The sequence below is a fragment of the Bradyrhizobium sp. USDA 326 genome (assembly GCF_049739485.1).
GTDB lineage: Bacteria > Pseudomonadota > Alphaproteobacteria > Rhizobiales > Xanthobacteraceae > Bradyrhizobium.
The window spans coordinates 4543177-4562426 of sequence record NZ_JBMGQA010000001.1 but is presented as its reverse complement, the minus strand read 5'-3'; the positions used below and the strand labels follow the sequence as shown (position 1 = coordinate 4562426).

Below are 19250 nucleotides of genomic sequence, written 5' to 3'. Positions count from 1 at the left end.
TCGACGCAGAATCCAAATTCTTCAAATTGATACCTTATATGATATCTATTCATCTGATGAATTTGACTGCGCTCGACCTCAACCTGCTGACCGCGCTCGACGCCTTGCTGCGCGAAGCCAATGTCAGCCGCGCCGCACTCAGGATCGGGCTCTCGCAGCCGGCGACGAGCCATGCGCTCCAGCGCCTGCGCGACATCTTCGGCGATCCGCTCTTGGTACGCACCGGTGCACGGATGGAGCTGACGCCACGGGCTCAGGCGCTGCGCGCCCCGCTGGCGCAGGCGCTGGATCAGGTGCGTGGGCTGTTCGTGCCGGACGAATTCGATGCCGCGCGCAGCGAGCGGCAATTCCGCCTGATGATGCCCGACCTCGCGGTCGAGCTGTTGATGCCGCCGTTGATGGAGAAGGTGACGCAGGCCGCGCCCAATGTCCGCATCGACGTCGTGCCGTGGCGGGGACCTGCGATCTTCCACGCCGAGTTCGCCCGCACGATCGATCTCGTGATCTCGATCGGCAATGCCTTCAAGGGCTTTCACCGCCAGCTGCTCTATACCGACAGCGACGCGCTGGCGGTGCGGCGCGGCCACCCCATGGCCGCGAAGCTGAAACGGCGCGAGACGTTCCTCGCCGCGCGCCATGTCGGCGTGATCATCCGCGGCAACAGCGAGGACCTGATCGACACCTGGCTGCGAGCCAAGGGCATCGAGCGGCACATTGCGCTGGTGGTCTCAGGCTATCTCGAAGCGCTGCACGTCGCCGCCCGCACCGACCTCGTCGCCTTCGTGCCGCGCCGGCTGATCGCGGCGCTGTCGAAGCAGCTCGGTCTCGTCACGGTGACGCCGCCGCTCGATCCCGGGATCGACGAGCAGTTCATGTTCCATCCGACGCGGGCGCAGATGGACCCGGGCTCGATCTGGCTGCGGCGGCTGATGCTGGAAACAGGGCGGGGGCTGGAGAAGCGGCGCGCTGGTTAGGATTGCCCCTCACCGATCATGCTGTCGTCCCGGACCAGCGCTCGCTTATCCGGGACGACGGCGGAACATGACGCCGAGCCTTACGCCTTCTGCGCCGCCATCACCTTGCTTACTGCGGGGCGGTCGGACATGCGCTTGAAGTGATCGGCGATCTTCGGCGTGGCATTGATGTCGACGCTGTCACCTTCGAGCCAGGTCGAGAGCGTGTAGAGATAGGGATCGCAGATCGTGAACTGATCGCCCATCACCCAGGGCCCCCGAAACATCTTCTGCTCGATCAGCTTGAAGCAGGCGGCCATGGTCTTCGGGACCATCGCCTTCATGTCGGCGAACGAGCTCTCCTCCGTCGCCCACCGGGCGCCGCGCATCTTGTGGGCGTGATTGATGTGCACGGTCGAGCAAAGATAGGAGTTGAACGACTGCACCTCGGCGAAGTCGAAGGGATCGTCGAGCGGCGCGAGCCTCGCCTTGGGGAAGGTCTGCGCGATGTAGGCCAGCATGGCCGGCGTCTCGGTCAGGACGCCGCGGTCGGTGACCAGCGCCGGCACCCGGCCCTTCGGGTTGATCGCGAGATAGTCCGGGCTGTTCTGCTGGTTGTCCTTGAAGCTCAGCCGTTCGGCCGAGTAGTCGGCACCGGCCTCCTCCAGGGTGATGTAGGTGGCGAGCGCGCAGGTGCCGGTGGCGTAGTAGAGCTTGAGCATGTCGGACCTCATGGGAAAGCCGAAAATTAACGACTGTCGGGCCCGACGTCCATAGCACAACATCCTCTTCGCAGTTGCCCACCGCCATGCGGCTGTGCCAAGACGCCTGCAATCGGAGGGGTCTTCTCATGACGGTACTTATCGCCGGTGGCGGCATCGGCGGGTTGACACTTGCGCTCAGCCTGCACGAAATCGGCGTTCCCGTAAAAGTGTTCGAGAGCGTCGCGGAACTGAAGCCGCTCGGCGTCGGCATCAACGTGCTGCCGCATGCAGTGCGCGAGCTGATCGAGCTCGGCTTGATGGACAAGTTGGACGCCAGTGGCGTGCGGACCCGCGAGCTCGCCTATTTCTCCAAGCACGGCAAGCCGATCTGGAGCGAACCGCGCGGGCTGGAGGCCGGGTACAAATGGCCGCAATTCTCGATCCATCGCGGCACGCTGCAGCAGCTTCTGCTCGACGCCGCGATCGAGCGGCTCGGCCGCGAGAACATCCTCACCAGCCACCATCTGACCGGCTGGACCGAGACTGCGGATGGCGTGCGCGCCGATTTCATCGACAAGGCGACCGGCAAAGCCGTGGGGACTTACGACGGCGCGATCCTGATCGCGGCCGACGGCATCCATTCCGCCGTGCGCGAAAAGCTCTATCCGGGCGAAGGCCCGCCGATCTGGAACGGCCGCATCCTCTGGCGCGGCGTGACGCCGGCAAAGGCTTTCCTCAGCGGCCGCACCATGATCATGGCGGGGCACGAGATCCTGAAATTCGTCTGCTATCCGATCAGCAAGGCGCCGGATGCGGCAGGCAATTATCAGATCAACTGGGTCGCCGAGCGGCACATGCCCCCGACCTATCAGTGGCGGCGCGAGGACTATAACCGCACCGCGCGGCTGGAAGAGTTCTTGCCCTGGTTCGAAAGCTGGAAATTCGAGTGGCTCGATGTGCCCGGGCTGATCAGGAACTGCCCGCACGCCTACGAATATCCGCTGGTCGACCGTGATCCGGTGTCGCAGTGGACCTTCGGCCGCGTCACGCTGATGGGCGATGCCGCGCATCCGATGTACCCGATCGGCTCGAACGGCGCCTCGCAGGCGATCCTCGACGCCCGCGTCATCACCCGCGAGATTCTCGCGCATGGCCCGACGACCGCGGCGCTGCTCGCCTATGAGGCCGAGCGCCGGCCCGCAACCACCGACCTCGTCCTGCTCAACCGCAAGAACGGCCCGGAGCAGGTGATGCAGCTCGTCGAGGAGCGCGCGCCCGACGGCTTTGAGGTCGTCACCGACGTCTTGTCCCAGCAGGAGCTGGAAGGCATCGCCGCGAACTACAAGCGCGTGGCGGGCTTCCAGGTCGACGCGCTGAATGCCAAGCCGCCGATCGTGAGCAAGGACGCGCGGGCGAGTGCGTGAGCTTTCGCACGACGCGAGATGCCCGTTGATTGCGCAACGCTAAACTATTTACCCACCACCCTCGCCGCCTCCAGCAGCCGCTCGCTGGCGCTGGCCGTCGCCAGCAGGGTGCCGTCCTCCGCCATCAGCTTGGCTTCGACGAAGGCAATCGTCTTGCCGAGTTGCATCACCTTGGCCTCGCCGATGATTGTCCCGGGTCTCGCGGGGCTGAGGAAATTCACGGTCATGCTGATGGTGGTGGTGTAGAGCCGGCCCTCACTCATCACGAGCACCGTCGGGCCCATCGTGTCGTCGAGCATGGCCGAGAGCATCCCGCCCTGGATGAACCCCGCGGGGTTGCAGAACTCCGGCTTGCCGTCGAAGGCGAGTTTGATCCAACCCTCCTCCGGACGCGCATCGAGCAGGCGCCAGCCCAATAGCTCGGCACAGGGGGGCCGTGGGATGTTGTCGAGCGCGGTCTTGACCATGCGAGATCTCCGTTACGCCACTGTTAGCGCAAGGCTGCTGACAGCCTGCTGTCAGCAGGATGGATCCTAGAGACCTAATCCATGCGCGATGACCTTGCGCATCACGTTCGGAAGCGCTTCGCCGGCCAGGGTTGCGATCGGCACCCAGCGCATGCCCTCTGGCGCGCGGGTGCGGGCTTGCACCTTCGCAGTGTAGACCACCAGCTCCAGCGGAAAATGCGTGAAGACGTGGGTGACGACGCCCACCTTGCGCTGCCAGCGCGACAGCCCCTTCAGCTCCGGCGCCTGCTGCTTCGCCGTCGCATCGTCCTGGCCGGCGAGCCAGTCCGAGCCCGGCACTTCCGTCATGCCGCCGAGCAGCCCCTTTTCGGGCCTTGAGCGGACGAGCAACTCGTCGCCGCGCGTGACCACGAAAGCCGCCCCCCGCCGCAACGTCCCGCTCTTCTTCGGCGCCTTGCGCGGAAACGCCTCCTGGGTGCCCTGCGCGCGCGCCGTGCAGTCCTCATTCAGTGGGCACAGGGAGCAGGCCGGCTTCTTCGGGGTGCAGATCGAGGCGCCGAGATCCATCAGCGCCTGCGCGCTGTCGCCGGCGCGGGTGTCCGCCAGCAGCGTCGCGGCGAGTTGCTGGACGAGCGGCTTGGCTTGCGGCAGTTCCTCCTCGACCGCGAACAGCCGCGACACCACGCGCTCGATGTTGCCGTCGACCGGCATGGTACGGCGGTCGAACGCGATTGCCGCGATCGCCGCCGCCGTATAGGGCCCGATCCCCGGCAGCGCGCGCAGTCCCTCCTCGGTGTCGGGAAACACGCCGCCATGCTCGCGCGTCACCGCGACCGCACAGGCATGGAGATTGCGTGCGCGCGAATAGTAGCCGAGCCCGGCCCACATCCGCAGCACGTCGTCCTGCGAGGCGCGTCCGAGCGCCGTGACGTCAGGCCACCGCGCGACGAATTTTTCGAAGTAAGGGCCGACCGCCTTCACGGTGGTCTGCTGGAGCATGATCTCGGAGAGCCACACGCGATAGGGGTCAGACGGCTCGCCGGGTGTCGCCCGCCAGGGCAATCGGCGGCGATGGCGATCGTACCATTGGAGAAGCGCGAGCGGGCGCGATGAGGTCTCCGGCTGTGAAGCTTCCGGCTTCGGCTTGCGTACGGATCTGGGGCTCATTCCTCACTGTAGCGGCAATGCACTGGCCTCTCCACGTCATGCCCGCGCTCGTCGCGGGCATCCACGCCTTTCTTCGCAGGAAGAACGTGGATGGCCGGGACAAGCCCGGCCATGACGGGCCTCGGGCTGTGGCCCGACGTCCGAAGTGCTATAAGGCCCCATGTCCAAATCCGGTCCGATCTTCAAGCCCGGTCCCATCAGCGCCAAACCGCTCGGGATCCTGCTCGACGACGTTTTCGCCGAGGCCTATGCCAAGCAGGGCTTTGCCGCGCGCGAGCTGGTGACGCGGTGGGCGCAGATCGCGGGGCCGGAGATCGCCGCCCATGCCGAGCCGCTCAAGATGCAATGGCCGCGGCCGGTCGAGGGTCAGCCCCAGGAGCCGGCAACCCTGGTGCTGCGGGTCGAGGGGCCGATGGCGCTGGAGATCCAGCATTCAGCCGATGTGATCCTGGAGCGGGTCAACCGCTTCTTCGGCTGGAGCGCGGTCGGCAAGCTGGCGTTCCGCCAGGCGCCCTTGTCGCGGCCCCGAGCCCGGAAGCGACCGGGACCGCCCGACCCGAAGGCCGTCGCCAAGGTGGCGGAAGGCCTGACCGACATCGAGGATGACGAGCTCAAGTCGGCGCTGGCCCGGCTCGGGGCCGCCATCAAGCGAAATTGAGCCTCATTCTGCCGCCAAACTGGACCCGTCCCTACGGCTCGCCATTGCCTCAATCGACGTTTCAAGCTAGCGACAGGCCGTCCAGCGGGAACCTTGACCCGTCCTTTGGGCGAACCTTGCCAATCCCGGGAGCCGACCTTGATCATCACCCGCCGCGCCTTCACCACGATGCTGTCGCTGACCGGGCTTGCCGCGTTCGCCGGGCTCTCGCCGCTGCGGTTCGTCTCGGAAGCCATGGCGCAATCGGCGGCCGATGTGGCCAAGCCGGTGTCGCTGCCCGACATGGCGCTGGGCCCGAAGGACGCCGCCGTCACCATCACCGAATACGCCTCGATGACCTGCCCGCACTGCGCCGCCTTCAACGAGCAGGTGTTCCCGAAGATGAAGACGGAATACATCGACACCGGCAAGGTGCGTTACATCTTCCGCGAGTTCCCGCTCGACATCAAAGCCGCCGCCGGATCGATGCTGTCGCGCTGCATCGCCAAGGACGATGCGCCGAAATATTTCGCGGTCACCGACATGCTGTTCCGCCAGCAGAACGATTGGGTGCTGAAGAATACAACCGAGACCCTGACCCGGATCGGCAAGCAGGCCGGCCTCACTCAGCAGCAGGTCGAGGCCTGCCTGAAGGACCAGGCGCTGCTCGACAAGATCGCCGCCGACCAGAAATATGCCAGCGACGTGTTGAAGGTCGATTCGACACCGACCTTCTTCATCAACGGCGAGAAGATCAAGGGCGAGGCCTCGTTCGAGGAATTCGCCAAGAAGATCAATCCGCTGCTCAAGAGCTGATTCGCACGCGGCAATCCTGATTCGCGCATTTCAAGCCGCATTCTTCCCGGCATAAATCCCTTGGGAAAAGCGGCTTTCGCTGGTTGCCCTCGTGGCGCACCGCGGCCATTGTCCAGCCGCATGAGCCGCCTCGCGCGACTCACCCAGACAGCGACATTGCCTTCCATGGTATTGTCCCGGCAGGGAGATTCGCGCCTGCCAACAGAGATGCGTGTTTATGAAAATCACCCGCCTGCGCCTTCACGGCTTCAAGTCCTTCGTTGAGCCCACGGACTTCGTCATCGAGCCCGGCCTGACCGGCGTGGTCGGTCCCAACGGTTGCGGCAAGTCGAATCTCGTCGAAGCGCTGCGCTGGGCGATGGGCGAGACCTCGTACAAATCGCTGCGCGCCGCCGACATGGACGCGGTGATCTTCGCCGGCTCCGGCAACCGTCCGGCGCGCAACCACGCCGAAGTGACGATGACGATCGACAATGCCGATCGCACCGCGCCGGCGGCGATGAACGACAGCCAGCTTCTGGAAGTCTCCCGCCGCATCGAGCGCGAGGCCGGCTCGGTCTATCGCATCAACGGCCGCGACGTGCGCGCGCGCGACGTACAGATCCTGTTCGCGGACGCCGCCACCGGCGCGCGCTCGCCGGCTCTCGTCCACCAGGGCAAGATCGGCGAGATCATCCAGGCCAAGCCGGAACAGCGCCGCCGCGTGCTGGAAGACGCCGCCGGCGTCGCCGGCCTGCATGCCCGCCGCCACGAGGCCGAGCTGCGGCTGAAGGCGGCCGAAACCAACCTCACCCGTGTCGAGGACGTGATCGGCCAGCTCTCGGGCCAGATGGAAGGCCTGAAGAAGCAGGCCCGCCAGGCCGTGCGCTATCGCGAGGTCGCCGCCAAGGTCCGCAAGGCCGAAGCCACGCTGTACCATCTGCGCTGGATCGGCGCGCATGCCGACGTCAACGAGTCCGGGCAGACCCACGATCTCGCGGTGCGCGAAATGGCCGAGCGCACCCAGCACCAGGCCGAAGCCGCCCGCATCCAGGCCATCCGCGCCGCCGAAATGCCGGCGCTGCGCGATGCCGAGGCCCGCGCCGCAGCCGGGCTCCAGCGCCTGACCAATGCCCGCGAGCTGCTCGACCGCGAGGAAGAGCGCGCCAAGGAGCGCGTCGCCGAGCTCGAGCGGCGCCTCGCGCAGTTCGAAGGCGACATCTCCCGCGCCCAGCAGCAGACCATGGACGCCGACGTCGCCCTCCAGCGGCTCGACGCCGAAGACGCCGAGCTGAAGGAAGAGATCAAGTCGCGCGTCGAGAAGCGCTCCGGCGTCGACGAACGCGTCGCCGAAGCCGAGGCGGTGCTGACCGAAACCGAGCAGAAGTTCGCCGAACTGACGACGGCGCTCGCCGACCTCACGGCGAAGCGCAACCAGCTCGAGGCCAACGTCCGCACCCACCGCGACAAGCTCGCCCGTCTCGACCAGGAAATCGCCAATGTGGCGGCCGAAGAGCAGAAGCTTGCGCAGGAGACCGGCGGCTTCGGCGATCTCGATGAGCTGACCGCTGTGGTCGAGACCGCTGAGCAGACGCTCGCGGCCTCGGAAGCCACGGCACAGGCGAGCGAAGCGGCCCACGTCGCGGCGCGGCAGACGCTGGAATCCTCCCGCTCGCCGCTGGTCGAGGCCGACAAGCGCGTGCAGCGGCTCGAGACCGAGGCGCGCACGATCTCCAAGATCGTCAATGGCGAGACCAAGAATCTGTGGCCGCCGATCATCGACGGCATCACCGTCGACAAGGGCTTTGAAAAGGCGATCGGCGCCGCGCTCGGCGACGATCTCGATGCGCCGATCGACCCGTCGGCGCCGATGCGCTGGACCAATGTCGGACACACCGAAGGCGATCCGGCGCTGCCCGAAGGCGTCGTGCCGCTTGCCAATCACGTGCAGGCGCCGGCCGAGCTGGCGCGCCGCCTGGCGCAGATCGGCGTGGTGCCGCGCGAGCGCGGTGCGGAGCTCGTGTCGCAGCTCAAGACCGGCCAGCGGCTGGTCTCGCCCGAGGGCGACGTCTGGCGCTGGGACGGCTTTGTCGCCGCGGCTCACGCCCCGACCGGGGCCGCACGCCGCCTTGCCGAGCGCGCCCGCCTCGTCGACATCGAGAACGAGCTGGAGCAGGCCCGCATCGACGCGCAGATCAAGCGCCAGGCGCTGGAGAACGCCGAGTCCGAGCTGCAGATGGCGGCCAGCACGGAAGGCGCCTCCCGCGAAGCCTGGCGCGCCGCGCAGCGCGAGCTCAACGTCGCGCGTGAACGCCATGCCACCGCCGAGCGCGAGATCAGCCGCCACGCTGCGCGCAAGGCGACGCTGTCGGAAGCGCACAGCCGTCTCGCCGCCGACCGCGCCGAGGCCGAAGCGGCCTACGAATACGCCCAGGCCGGCATCGGCGAGCTGCCGTCGAGCGAGGACACCGAGACGCGTCTCGCCGCCGTCCGCAGCGATATCGAAGGCCATCGCCGCATGGCCGCCCAGGTCCGCGCCGAGGCACAGGCGCTGGCACGCGAAGCCGAGCTCGCCGACCGCCGGGTGCAGGCGATCCTCGCCGAGCGCACCGAGTGGCAGAATCGCAAGGAGAGCGCGGCCTCCCACATCGACACCATCCAGGCCCGTATCGCCGAACTCACGATCGAGCGCAGCGAGCTCGAAAACGCGCCGGCCGTGTTCGCGGAGAAGCGCAGCGCGCTGATCACCGAGATCGAGTACGCAGAGAATGACCGCCGCATGGCAGCCGACGCGCTCGCCACCGCCGAAAGCGCGATGGCGGAGACCGATCGCGTCGCCAAGCTGACGCTTGAGGCGCTGTCCAGCGCCCGCGAGGCCACTGCCCGCGCCGAGGAGCGCATGGAAGGCGCGCGGCGCCGGCTCGAGGATGTCGAGCGCGAGATCCGCGACATGCTCGAGGTCGAGCCGCAGGCGGTCGCCGGCCTTGCCGAGATCGAGCCAGGCGCCGAGCTGCCGCCGCTGCACGACATCGAGGAAGACCTCGAAAAGATGCGCCGCGACCGCGAGCGCCTGGGCGCGGTCAACCTGCGCGCCGAGGAAGAGCTGCGCGAGGTCGAGACCCAGCATACCGGCCTCGTCACCGAGCGGGACGACCTGGTCGAGGCCATCAAGCGGCTGCGCCAGGGTATCCAGAGCCTCAACAAGGAGGCCCGCGAGCGGCTCCTGACCTCGTTCGAGGTCGTCAACAACCACTTCAAGCGCCTGTTCGTCGAGCTGTTCGGCGGCGGTGAGGCCGCGCTGCATCTGATCGAGAGCGACGACCCGCTGGAGGCGGGCCTCGAAATCATCGCCAAGCCGCCGGGCAAGAAGCCGCAGACGCTGTCGCTGCTCTCGGGCGGCGAGCAGGCGCTGACCGCGATGGCGCTGATCTTCGCAGTGTTCCTCACCAACCCGTCGCCGATCTGCGTGCTGGACGAAGTCGACGCACCGCTCGACGACCACAATGTCGAACGGTACTGCAACCTGCTGCACGAGATGACCAGCTCGACCGATACGCGTTTCATCATCATCACGCACAACCCGATCACGATGGCGCGGATGAACCGCCTATTCGGCGTCACCATGGCCGAGCGCGGCGTCTCGCAGCTGGTGTCGGTCAGCCTGCAAGAGGCGGTGGAGATCCTCGACCAGAACGTGGCGTGATATCTCCAGCGTCATTCCGGGGCTCGCGCAGCGAGAACCCGGAATCTCGCGCTGCAATCTCGAGCTTCCGGGTTCGCGACTTCGTCGTGCCCCGGAATGACGGTGGGCCGACATGATCTCACCCACCCTGCCCGCCGAACTGAAAGCGGCCCTCGACGGCAAGCTTCAGGGCTTCTCGCGTAGCGATGCCGCACAGCGCTCCCAGAAAATCTCGGCCAGCTATCGCGCAGGCGGCGGCTCCGGCACGATCAAGTCGGAAGCCGATGCCCTCGCCTACGCGCTTGCGCGCATGCCGGCGACCTATGCGGCGGTCGCCGCAAGCCTGAACGCGCTGACCGAGATCGCACCGAACCTTGCCCCGGAAACGCTGCTCGACGTCGGTGCCGGCCCTGGCACCGCGAGCTGGGCCGCGGCGGAGGCCTTTCCCTCGCTGCAAGACTTCACGCTGCTCGATGCCAATGCCACGCTGAGCCGGCTCGCGCTCGAACTGGCGCGTGACAGCTCGCGACTCGCGGAGTGCCGCTATCTGCCCGGTGACGCCAGCGGCAACCTCATGGAGGTCTCGCCAGCCGATCTCGTCGTTGCGAGCTACGTCATCGGCGAGCTCAGCGAGACGGAGCAGCGCGCGCTCGCCGAGGCGATGTGGGCGAAGGCGCGCCACGCGCTGGTCGTAATCGAGCCCGGCACGCCCGCCGGCTATGCCCGCATCCTCGCACTGCGCCAGCAATTGATCGCGGCCGGCGCCTACGTCGCCGCGCCCTGCCCGCACGAAAAGCCCTGCCCGCTTACTCCGCCCGACTGGTGCCATTTCAGCCAGCGCCTGCCGCGCTCGCAAGCGCATCGCCAGATCAAGGGTGCCGAGGTCCCGTTCGAGGACGAGCGCTTCATCTACGTGGCCCTGACCCGCACGCCGCCTGCCGCCCGCGCCGCGCGCGTGCTGGCGCCGCCCAATGTCGGCAAGGCCGAGATCGCGGCAAGGCTCTGCACCCAGGGCGACATTGAACTTGCGAAGGTGCCCCGCCGCGACAAGACCGCCTATGCACGTGCCCGGCGCTGGCGCTGGGGCGATGCCGTTGTTGCCGAAAGTTAACCTCGTTAAGGGCTTTCGCCTTGAACTCGGATGGCTCCCGGTCCGACCAAATCTTACCTCCCCCTCGGGCTCTCGTTCAGCGCCAATTTGGTCTACCCTGGCGCCCGTCTTCTTTCCTCTTCAGGAGTTCTCCATGTCGACCGGCTGGATCGTTCTCGGCGTCATCGTCGTCCTCGTGCTGTTCGCCTTCAGCGCCTACAACCGCCTGGTAGCGCTGAGCCAGCGCGTCGGCCAGGCCTTTGCCGACATCGACGTGCAGCTCAAGCAGCGTCACGACCTGGTCCCCAACCTGGTCGAGACCGTGAAGGGCTATGCCTCGCACGAGCGCGGCACGCTCGACGACGTCATCAAGGCGCGCAATTCGGCGATGTCGGCGCAGGGCCCGGCGCAGGTGTCCGCAGCCGAGAACCAGCTCTCCGGCGCGCTCGGCCGGCTGATCGCGCTGTCGGAAGCTTATCCCGACCTCAAGGCCAATGCCAATTTCCAGCAGCTCGCATCCGAGCTCTCCGACCTCGAAAACAAGATCGCGGCGAGCCGCCGTTTCTTCAACAACGCGGTCCAGGAATACAACACCGGCATCCAGCAGATGCCCGCTGCGCTGTTCGCCGGCATGTTCGGCTTCACCAGGAAGGACTTCTTCGATCTCGGCGCCAGCCGTACCGAGGTCGAGGCCACGCCGCAGGTGAAGTTCTGATTAAGAGCTGTCATTCCGGGGCGGTGCGCAGCATCGAACCCGGAATCTCATCGAGATCACCAACCTCTGGGTTCCGGGTTCACGCCGTTGGCGCGCCCCGGAATGACGGTGATTAAACGGAAGCAGCCATGGCCGCGTATGGTCTCTACACGCACATTGCCTCGAACAAGTTTCGTTCGATGCTGCTGCTCACCGGCCTGTTCATGCTGGTTTACGTGCTGGTCTATGCCGGCGCGTTGGTCGCGGAGGTCATCATCGACGGCAATGGCACGGTCACCTACTATCTGAGCCGCGCCTTCACCGACCTGCTCAAGGCCGCGCCGGTCGCGACGATCGCGGCGGCGGTCTGGGTCGTGATCGCCTATTTCTTCCACCAGTCGATGATCGATGCCGTGACGGGCGGCCACGACGTCACCCGTCAGGAGCAACCGCAGCTCTACAACCTGCTTGAAAACCTCTGCATCTCGCGCGGCATCACCATGCCGAAGCTGAAGATCATGGAGAGCCCGGCGCTGAACGCGTTCGCGACCGGCCTCAATCCGCGGCAATACTCCATCACCGTCACCACCGGTCTCCTTGACGCGCTGGACGACAAGGAGATCGAGGCAGTGCTGGGCCACGAGCTGACCCACATCAAGAACGGCGACGTGCAGCTCATGGTGGTCGCCGTCATCATTGCCGGCGTCGTCGGATTCTTCGGCGAATTGTTCTTCCGCCTGTTCACGAACTTCAACTGGAGCTCCGGGGGCTCGGGGTCCTCCTCGTCCCGGTCGTCCTCGTCATCGAGCGACAGCAAGAGCTCCGGCGGCGGCGCGGTGATCGTGATCATCATCGCGGTCGTGCTGATCGTGGTGGCCTGGCTGCTGTCCCAGGTGGTCAAGCTCGCGCTGTCGCGGTCGCGTGAATTTCTCGCCGACGCGGGCTCCGTCGAGCTGACGAAAGATCCTGATGCGATGATCTCGGCGTTGCGTAAGATCGAAGGTCGCGGCGAACTGCCGGGCGCGACCTCGGCGGTGATGGAGCTCTGCGTCGACAATCCGCGCGAGGGCTTTGCCGATCTATTCGCGACCCATCCGTCGGTGCAGTCCCGGGTCGACGCGCTGGTCAAGTTCGCCGGCGGCCATGACCCCGGTCCGCTGCCGGACCCCGCTGAAGAGACGGATCAGCCCGAGACGGAACAACCAGAGGCGCAGGCCACCCCGCAGGATGCGCAGCCGCTGCCGCATGGGCCGTGGAGCGACACAGGCCGCCCGGCCAATCCGCCGCCCGTGCCCGCTCCAGGCCCCTCAGGATCCCCTGGCAAATCCGATGGGACCCTGGGGCCGCCATTGAGGGCGTGATTTACCGCTATTCGTGGCGGGTTTCCTGGTGATCAGGAAAAACCTCGGGAATTGCCGTAGTTGGGGCCCAAGGAATTGAATTCTCCCTTGTTTCTGCCATGTTCGCGCCCAACAGCAGACTCGGGACATCGACTTGGGGCCCGGCCGATTGCGACCTCGCGATCGGGGGCGCGCGTTAGGGGACAGCAATGGCAAAGCCGGCAGTGGTTGTGGTGGGCGCGGACAAGGGCGGGGTCGGCAAGACCACGGTATCGCGGACCCTGCTCGATTATTTCTCAGCCAACAACGTGCCGACGCGCGCGTTCGATACGGAGTCTCCGCGCGGAACCCTGAAGCGCTTCCACCCCGATATCACCGAGATCGTCGACATGACGACGACGGCGGACCAGATGAAGATCTTCGACACGCTCAATGCAGTGAGTCCGTCGGTGACCGTCATCGACGTCCGCGCCGGCCTGCTCTCGCCGGCCCTCGCCTCGCTGCGCGACATCGGCTTCCTCGATGCCGCCAAGGCCGGGCAGATCACCTTTGCCGTGTTCCACATCCTGGGTCCCTCGATCGCCTCGCTGGAGGAGATCGCGGAGACCGCGGGCTTCATGAGCGGCGCGAAATATTTCCTGGTGAAGAACTTCATCAACGACACCCAGTTCTTCCAGTGGGACCAGGCGACCTACAATTCCTACTTCCACCGCATCAAGGACGCGACCGAGCTGACCATCCCCAAGCTCAACGAAATGGCCTATGAGCAGGTCGAGGTCTCCTCCGTCCCGTTCCTGAAATTCGTCGCCAACAAGGGCATCAACGACGAAGCCGCGAACTACTCCTTCGTGCTGCGCGGCTATGTCCGGCACTGGCTGGCCAATGTCTGGAGCGAGTTCGACCGCATCCGGTTGACCGACATCGTCGGTTCGAAGCCGGTGACCCGCAACAGCGAAAAATAGTTGCGCATGCCGGGTTGATACGGCTGGATTGGGCGGTGAGTTGGCCTGATATAGCTGTCGATGCCCGCAACGCCCGTTTACATCATCTGCTCGCCTCGCCCGCAGGTCGGCAAGACCCTGCTGGCGCGGCTCCTGAGCGAATTCCTGCTGCTCAAGAACGGCAACGTCGCGGCATTCGACGTCAACCTGAAAGAGCCGTCGCTGCTCGATTACCTACCGAAGGTGACCGAGACCGCCGACGTGATCGACACCTACGGCAAGATGCAGCTGATGGACCGCGTCATCCTCGATGACGGCATTGCCAAGGTGATCGACCTCGGCTTCCACGCCTTCGACGAGTTCTTCAAGATGACCGACGAGATCGGCCTTCTGAAGGAGGCGGCACGTCGCCATGTCACACCGCAGATCCTGTTCGTCGCCGACACCGACCGCGTCTCGGCTCGCGCCCATGAGATGCTGCGCGGGCAGATCCCGCGCATGAACCTGATCACGGTGGACAACGAATATGTCGTGCGCGGCGAGCTGCCGCCTGCGATGGAGGGCGGCCGTCTGTTCCGCCTGCCCGCGCTGCCAGGCTTCCTCAAGACCTATATCGACCGGCTGAGCTTCTCCTTCACCGGCTATCTACGCCAGGAAAAGGATTCCTCGACCGAGCTGCATCAGTGGACCCGGCGGAACTACATCGCCTTCCGTGAGCTCGAGCTCAACCTGATCCTGCAGCGATCCTGATTTTTTATCCGGGCAATATTGACGCGCGGCGGATCGGCCGCTAGTGAGGCTATCCGCATCCTCACTTCAGCCAGGCCGTCCCGTGACCATCGACCGGAAAGCAGCGATTGCCGCCTACAAGGAGCGCAAGACCATCGCCGGCATCTATGTCGTGCGCTGCGCGGCGTCGGGCCAGGCCTGGGTCGGCCAGGCGCCGAACCTGGAGACGATCCAGAACCGCATCTGGTTCTCGCTGCGCCAGGGCAGCCACACCAGCCGCAGCCTCCAGGCCGCATGGAACGCGCATGGCGAGGCCGGCCTGACCTTTGGCGAATGCGAGCGTCTGGACGAGGAGACCGCCTATATCAGGAACCCACTCCTGAAGGAGCGCCTGCTGCATTGGCGGGCCGAGCTAAAGGCCGAGGCGATCTAAGGTCGCGGCAGCCTCTCAGTGCCCCTCGAACGTCATCAGCGTGCGCACCGGCACGTCCATCGCGCGCAGCTTGGCGGCGCCGCCGAGCTCGGGCAGATCGATGATGAAGCACGCCGCGACCACGTTGGCCCCGATCTGCCGCAGCAGCTTTACCGCGCCTTCCGCGGTGCCGCCGGTGGCGATGAGGTCGTCGACCAGGATCACTCGCTCGCCGGGCTGGATCGCGTCGACATGCATCTCCATCTCGTCGATGCCGTATTCCAGAGAGTAAGCGATGCGCACCGTAGTGTGCGGCAGCTTGCCCTTCTTGCGGATCGGCACGAAACCGGCCGAGAGCTGGTGCGCCACCGCTCCGCCGATGATGAAGCCGCGTGCCTCCATGCCGGCGACCTTGTCGATCTTGTTTCCGGCCCAGGGGTTGACGAGTTCGTCCACCGCGCGGCGGAACGCGCGCGCGTCCGCGAGCAGGGTCGTGATGTCGCGGAACATGATCCCGGGCTTCGGATAATCCGGGATGGTGCGGACGCTGGCCTTGATATCGTGGTCAAAAGTCATTGGCTATCTCGCTTTGGCTTTTCCACCGTCATTGCGAGCGAAGCGAAACAATCCAGATCTTCTCCGCGGCAACAGTCTGGATTGCTTCGTCGCCAGCGCAAAATTGCTTCGCAATTTTGTCGCGAGCTCCTCGCAATGACGGTCCTTACTCAATTCGCACCAGCATCCAGCCGGAACGCGTTTTCGACAATACGCAAGCCCACCTCGCCGCCGAGCGACATCAGCGATTCCGGATGGAATTGCACGCCGGCGACCGGCAGGGTCTTGTGCTCGAGCGCCATGGCGACGCCGTCCTCGGTGCTGGCGGTGACTAATAACACCTCCGGCATGCTGTCGCGCTCGACGAAGAGCGAATGATAGCGGCCGATGACGATCTCGTTCGGGAGATTGCGCATCAGGCGACCACCGCGCACCTGCACCCGCGAGGGCCGGCCGTGGGCGGGATGGGTGAGCTGGCCGAGCTCGCCGCCGAAATATTCGCCGATCGCCTGCACGCCGAGGCAGACGCCGAACACCGGCAGCTTCTTCTCCAGCGCCGCATCGATGGTCTTCTTGATCCCGAAATCTTCGGGCCTGCCCGGGCCGGGCGACAGCACCAGCAAATCCCACCTCTTCTGCTTGAGCATCTCGAGCGCATGCACATAGCGGACCACCGTGACGCTGGCGCCGACCTGGCGGAAATAATCGGCGAGCATGTGCACGAAGCTGTCGTCGTGATCGATCAGCAGCACCTGCTTGCCCGAGCCGGTGGCATCGGGTGCAAAGGTCGACAGCGGTTTTGGCGGATCGCCGCGCAGCGCCTGGAACAGCGCGGCGGCCTTGACCTGGCATTCGCGGTCTTCCGCGGCAGGATCGGAATCGAACAGGCAGGTCGCGCCGACGCGCACCTCGGCAAGACCGTCCTTCATGCGGATGGTACGGATGGTGAGACCGGTGTTGATGCTGCCGTCGAAGTTCACCGCGCCGATCGCCCCCGCATACCAGCGCCGCGGAGAGCGCTCGTGATCCTCGACGAACTGCATCGCCCAGAGCTTTGGCGCGCCTGTCACGGTCACCGCCCAGGCATGGGTGAGGAAGGCGTCGAGCGCGTCGAAGCCGGGGCGCAGCATGCCCTCGACGTGATCGACGGTGTGGAACAGCTTTGAGTAAGTCTCGATCTGGCGGCGCGCCAGGACCTTGATGGTGCCGGGCACGCAGACACGTGCCTTGTCGTTGCGGTCGACGTCGGTGCACATGTTGAGCTCGAACTCGTCCTTCTCCGAGTTCAGCAGCTGGCGGATCTGCTCGGCATCGCCGATCGCGTCGGCGCCGCGCGCGATCGTGCCCGAGATCGGGCAGGTCTCGACCCGGCGACCGTCCGAGCGCACGAACATTTCCGGCGAAGCCGAGACCAGAAACTCGCCCTCGCCGAGATTCATCAGCGCACCATAGGGCGACGGGTTGATGACGCAGAGCCGCTGGAAAACCTCGGCCGGCGAGCGGTCGCAGGGCTCGGCGAAGAGCTGGCCCGGCACGGCTTCGAACAGATCGCCGCGGGCAAACGCCGCGCGCGCGGTCTCGACGGTCGCCCGATACTCACCGGGCGCGTGATCGGCAAAGCCCTGCCGCGGCGTCTTCAAGTACGGGCTGTCGGCGGTCTCGCGCGGCAGGCCCCCGGTGAATTTGCCTTTCCACGCGAAATCGTAAGTGAGCACCACGCCGCGGCCGGTGGCGCGGTCATAGGCCAACAGGCGATCGGGCACATAGAGCACGATGTCCCGCTGGTCGGCCTCGCGCGGGCGCTTCTGCACGAGGTCCTCGATCTGGAACACGAGGTCGTAGGCGAAGGCGCCGAACAAACCGAGCAGCCCGTCGTCATTGGCGGAGAAGGCGGCGACAAGGTCACGCACCAGCGACATCACGCTGGCGCGGCGCGTGCGCTGGTCCTCCTCGACCGGCGCAGCGCCGCGGATGATGTGGCCGGCAAGGCGCGAAGCGGTGCGTTCGGAGATCACGACGCAGGGCTCGCGCAGGACGTCGGCGAGAAAGGCGATCAGCACCTGCCCGCGTTCGTTCAGCGCTTCCAGCTTGAAATTGACCCCCACAGTCTCGAGCTTGAGCGGCGGATCGGAGAATCCGAGGTCGAAGCTCTCATAGCGCCCAGGCACGGTCGTGCCCGAGGACAGCACCACGCCGCGGCGGCGGTCGAGCAGGCTGACGAGGTCGTCGAGCCTGTTGGCGCCGCCGGTAAACTGCTCCGCCACGCGCGTGATCGCGAGGCCTGCGCGGGTCACGTAGTCGCTTCTGGCCGGGAGGGCGAAGACTGTCCTGTTCATGTGGTCCTCTTACGAGACTTGCCGAGGGAACGCCACACAGGACAAACGAGAAGGCCGCCGCGCTGTGCTGGCGACCTCTAGCGATTTTGGGAAAAGTAATCGCACCGGCCACCTCGTCAGGAGGTGCGCCACCAAAGACGGGCTGGGCGGACGGCGGTGCTCATGGGCGGATACTCACCATGGCGCGGGGACGGCGTCAAGGGTGGCGCCTCCAACCTACCGGCTGGGCGGCATATCCTCAAACTGATCAATCGCTGGGACCGTTGACTGCTCGATACGATGCAACAGTGATAGAATTTCTGTCTGTGGTCAGAGTCTTGTTTTCCAAGAGTGCGATATCACTCTTGATTTCGGTCAGGTCCCTGCGCACCTCGGCAACGTCGCGCTCCAGACGTCCCAAAACGCTCGGTATGGCGCCCCTGAGTTTCGAGCACCAGGTCCATTTTCCTGTCCAGCGAACGCGGATACGCCAAGGTATGGCTTGCAACCTTAGCGACATCTTCTTGCGGGTCTGACTCGGCCATGATGGCTCCAGCCCCGTTCCACCGGGCATAATAGCAGAACGCAATCAGTATAGGTGGTATGCACCTGAGCGAAAAGCCGCTCTCGCGGATACCGCCGACGGCCCCTACCCCAGATGTTTCCTGAAAAACTCCGTCGCCCTGCCCCAGGCGAGCTCGGCGGCTGCGCGGTCGTGCACAGCCTGGCGCTGCTCGTTGACGAAGGCGTGCTCGGCGTCATAGCGGAACAGCTCCAGCGACTTGCCGGCGGCCTTCATGGCCTTTTCGAAGCCATTGACCAGGTCCGGCGTGCACCAATCGTCCTTGTTGGCGAAATGGGCCTGGAGCGGGATCTTGACGTCGGCAGGCTTGGCCGCCTGCTCGGGCGGGATGCCGTAGAACACGACGCCCGCCGCGAGCTCCGGGATCTTGGTCGCGCCGATGATGGTCACGGCGCCGCCGAGACAGAAACCGGTCAACCCGACCTTGGCGCCGTTGCGCGCAAGATATTGCGCGGCACCGCGCACGGTCTGCGTGGTGGCGTCCATGAAGTCGAGCGAGTTCATCTCCCTGTTGGCGCTGTCCGTGTCGTGATAGGGCACCACCTTGCCCTTGTAGAGATCGGGCGCGAGCGCATCGAAGCCGGCCAGCGCGAAGCGATCGCACAGACCCTTGATCTGGTCCGACAGGCCCCACCATTCCTGGATCACGACCACGCCCGGCGCGTTGCCGCGCGCGGCGCTGGCGAGATAGCCCGAGGCGTCCTTGCCGTCCGGTCGCTTGAAGGTGATGCTGGTTCCCATGGTGTCCTCCGATGAGTTTTG

At 65.7% G+C, this 19250-nt stretch carries 16 protein-coding genes and 1 pseudogene; 11 read left to right on the top strand and 6 right to left on the bottom strand.

The genetic code is table 11. The features are described from left to right. Window positions 1-56: 56 nt before the first annotated feature. The gene (locus ABIG06_RS21455) at window positions 57-974 is read left to right on the top strand and encodes a LysR family transcriptional regulator (protein WP_370140884.1); all 918 of its coding nucleotides are present in this window, start codon (window positions 57-59) and stop codon (window positions 972-974) included. A gap of 80 nt (window positions 975-1054) precedes the next feature. Here the strand turns inward: ABIG06_RS21455 and ABIG06_RS21450 are convergent, their stop codons facing one another. Next, window positions 1055-1675 carry a glutathione S-transferase family protein gene (locus ABIG06_RS21450; protein WP_370138535.1) on the bottom strand — a complete coding sequence of 207 codons (621 nt, stop codon included), beginning with the start codon at window positions 1673-1675 and terminating at the stop codon, window positions 1055-1057. Between the two features lie 128 nt (window positions 1676-1803). Between ABIG06_RS21450 and ABIG06_RS21445 the strand changes: the two genes are divergently transcribed. Further along, window positions 1804-3081 carry a flavin-dependent oxidoreductase gene (locus ABIG06_RS21445; RefSeq protein ID WP_370138534.1) on the top strand — a complete coding sequence of 426 codons (1278 nt, stop codon included), beginning with the start codon at window positions 1804-1806 and terminating at the stop codon, window positions 3079-3081. A gap of 44 nt (window positions 3082-3125) precedes the next feature. Here ABIG06_RS21445 and ABIG06_RS21440 read toward each other — a convergent pair whose 3' ends face one another. After that, window positions 3126-3548 (bottom strand): PaaI family thioesterase, encoded by a 423-nt coding sequence (locus tag ABIG06_RS21440; RefSeq protein WP_370138532.1) that lies wholly within the window; start codon window positions 3546-3548, stop codon window positions 3126-3128. Window positions 3549-3614: 66 nt separating this feature from the next. Beyond that, a complete protein-coding gene (gene mutY, locus ABIG06_RS21435; RefSeq protein ID WP_370138531.1) occupies window positions 3615-4715 on the bottom strand; it encodes an A/G-specific adenine glycosylase in 1101 nt (366 codons plus the stop codon). Between the two features lie 160 nt (window positions 4716-4875). Between mutY and ABIG06_RS21430 the strand changes: the two genes are divergently transcribed. The 9 genes and pseudogenes from ABIG06_RS21430 (at window position 4876) to ABIG06_RS21390 (ending at window position 15056) form a co-directional block, all read left to right on the top strand. Then, window positions 4876-5373: a DUF721 domain-containing protein gene (locus tag ABIG06_RS21430; protein WP_124163379.1), complete on the top strand. Its 498-nt coding sequence runs from the start codon at window positions 4876-4878 to the stop codon at window positions 5371-5373. Window positions 5374-5511: 138 nt separating this feature from the next. Further along, complete coding sequence (locus ABIG06_RS21425; protein WP_370138530.1) at window positions 5512-6168, top strand: DsbA family protein; 657 nt, start codon at window positions 5512-5514, stop codon at window positions 6166-6168. Window positions 6169-6385: 217 nt separating this feature from the next. Further along, window positions 6386-9850, top strand: coding sequence for a chromosome segregation protein SMC (gene smc, locus ABIG06_RS21420; RefSeq protein ID WP_370138529.1), 3465 nt, complete (start codon window positions 6386-6388; stop codon window positions 9848-9850). A 112-nt stretch (window positions 9851-9962) separates the two neighbouring features. Then, window positions 9963-10940, top strand: a complete 978-nt coding sequence (locus ABIG06_RS21415; RefSeq protein WP_370138527.1) for a small ribosomal subunit Rsm22 family protein — start codon at window positions 9963-9965, stop codon at window positions 10938-10940. A gap of 133 nt (window positions 10941-11073) precedes the next feature. Next, a complete protein-coding gene (locus ABIG06_RS21410) occupies window positions 11074-11634 on the top strand; it encodes a LemA family protein (protein WP_370138526.1) in 561 nt (186 codons plus the stop codon). 128 nt (window positions 11635-11762) lie between these two features. Then, a pseudogene (locus ABIG06_RS21405) lies at window positions 11763-12966 on the top strand (M48 family metallopeptidase). 196 nt (window positions 12967-13162) lie between these two features. Beyond that, on the top strand, window positions 13163-13915 hold the full coding sequence (locus ABIG06_RS21400; RefSeq protein ID WP_035699870.1) for a hypothetical protein: 753 nt from the start codon (window positions 13163-13165) through the stop codon (window positions 13913-13915). A 60-nt stretch (window positions 13916-13975) separates the two neighbouring features. Continuing rightward, window positions 13976-14644 carry a hypothetical protein gene (locus ABIG06_RS21395; RefSeq protein ID WP_370138523.1) on the top strand — a complete coding sequence of 223 codons (669 nt, stop codon included), beginning with the start codon at window positions 13976-13978 and terminating at the stop codon, window positions 14642-14644. An 82-nt stretch (window positions 14645-14726) separates the two neighbouring features. After that, a complete protein-coding gene (locus ABIG06_RS21390) occupies window positions 14727-15056 on the top strand; it encodes a GIY-YIG nuclease family protein (RefSeq protein ID WP_370138522.1) in 330 nt (109 codons plus the stop codon). A 15-nt stretch (window positions 15057-15071) separates the two neighbouring features. Here ABIG06_RS21390 and ABIG06_RS21385 read toward each other — a convergent pair whose 3' ends face one another. The 3 genes from ABIG06_RS21385 to ABIG06_RS21375 all read right to left on the bottom strand — a co-directional run bounded on the left by ABIG06_RS21385 (window position 15072) and on the right by ABIG06_RS21375 (window position 19229). Then, window positions 15072-15611, bottom strand: coding sequence for an adenine phosphoribosyltransferase (locus tag ABIG06_RS21385; protein ID WP_018323310.1), 540 nt, complete (start codon window positions 15609-15611; stop codon window positions 15072-15074). 149 nt (window positions 15612-15760) lie between these two features. Then, complete coding sequence (locus tag ABIG06_RS21380) at window positions 15761-17926, bottom strand: anthranilate synthase component I (protein ID WP_370138521.1); 2166 nt, start codon at window positions 17924-17926, stop codon at window positions 15761-15763. A gap of 628 nt (window positions 17927-18554) precedes the next feature. Then, a complete protein-coding gene (locus ABIG06_RS21375) occupies window positions 18555-19229 on the bottom strand; it encodes a dienelactone hydrolase family protein (RefSeq protein ID WP_370138519.1) in 675 nt (224 codons plus the stop codon). Between the last annotated feature and the right edge of the window lie 21 nt (window positions 19230-19250).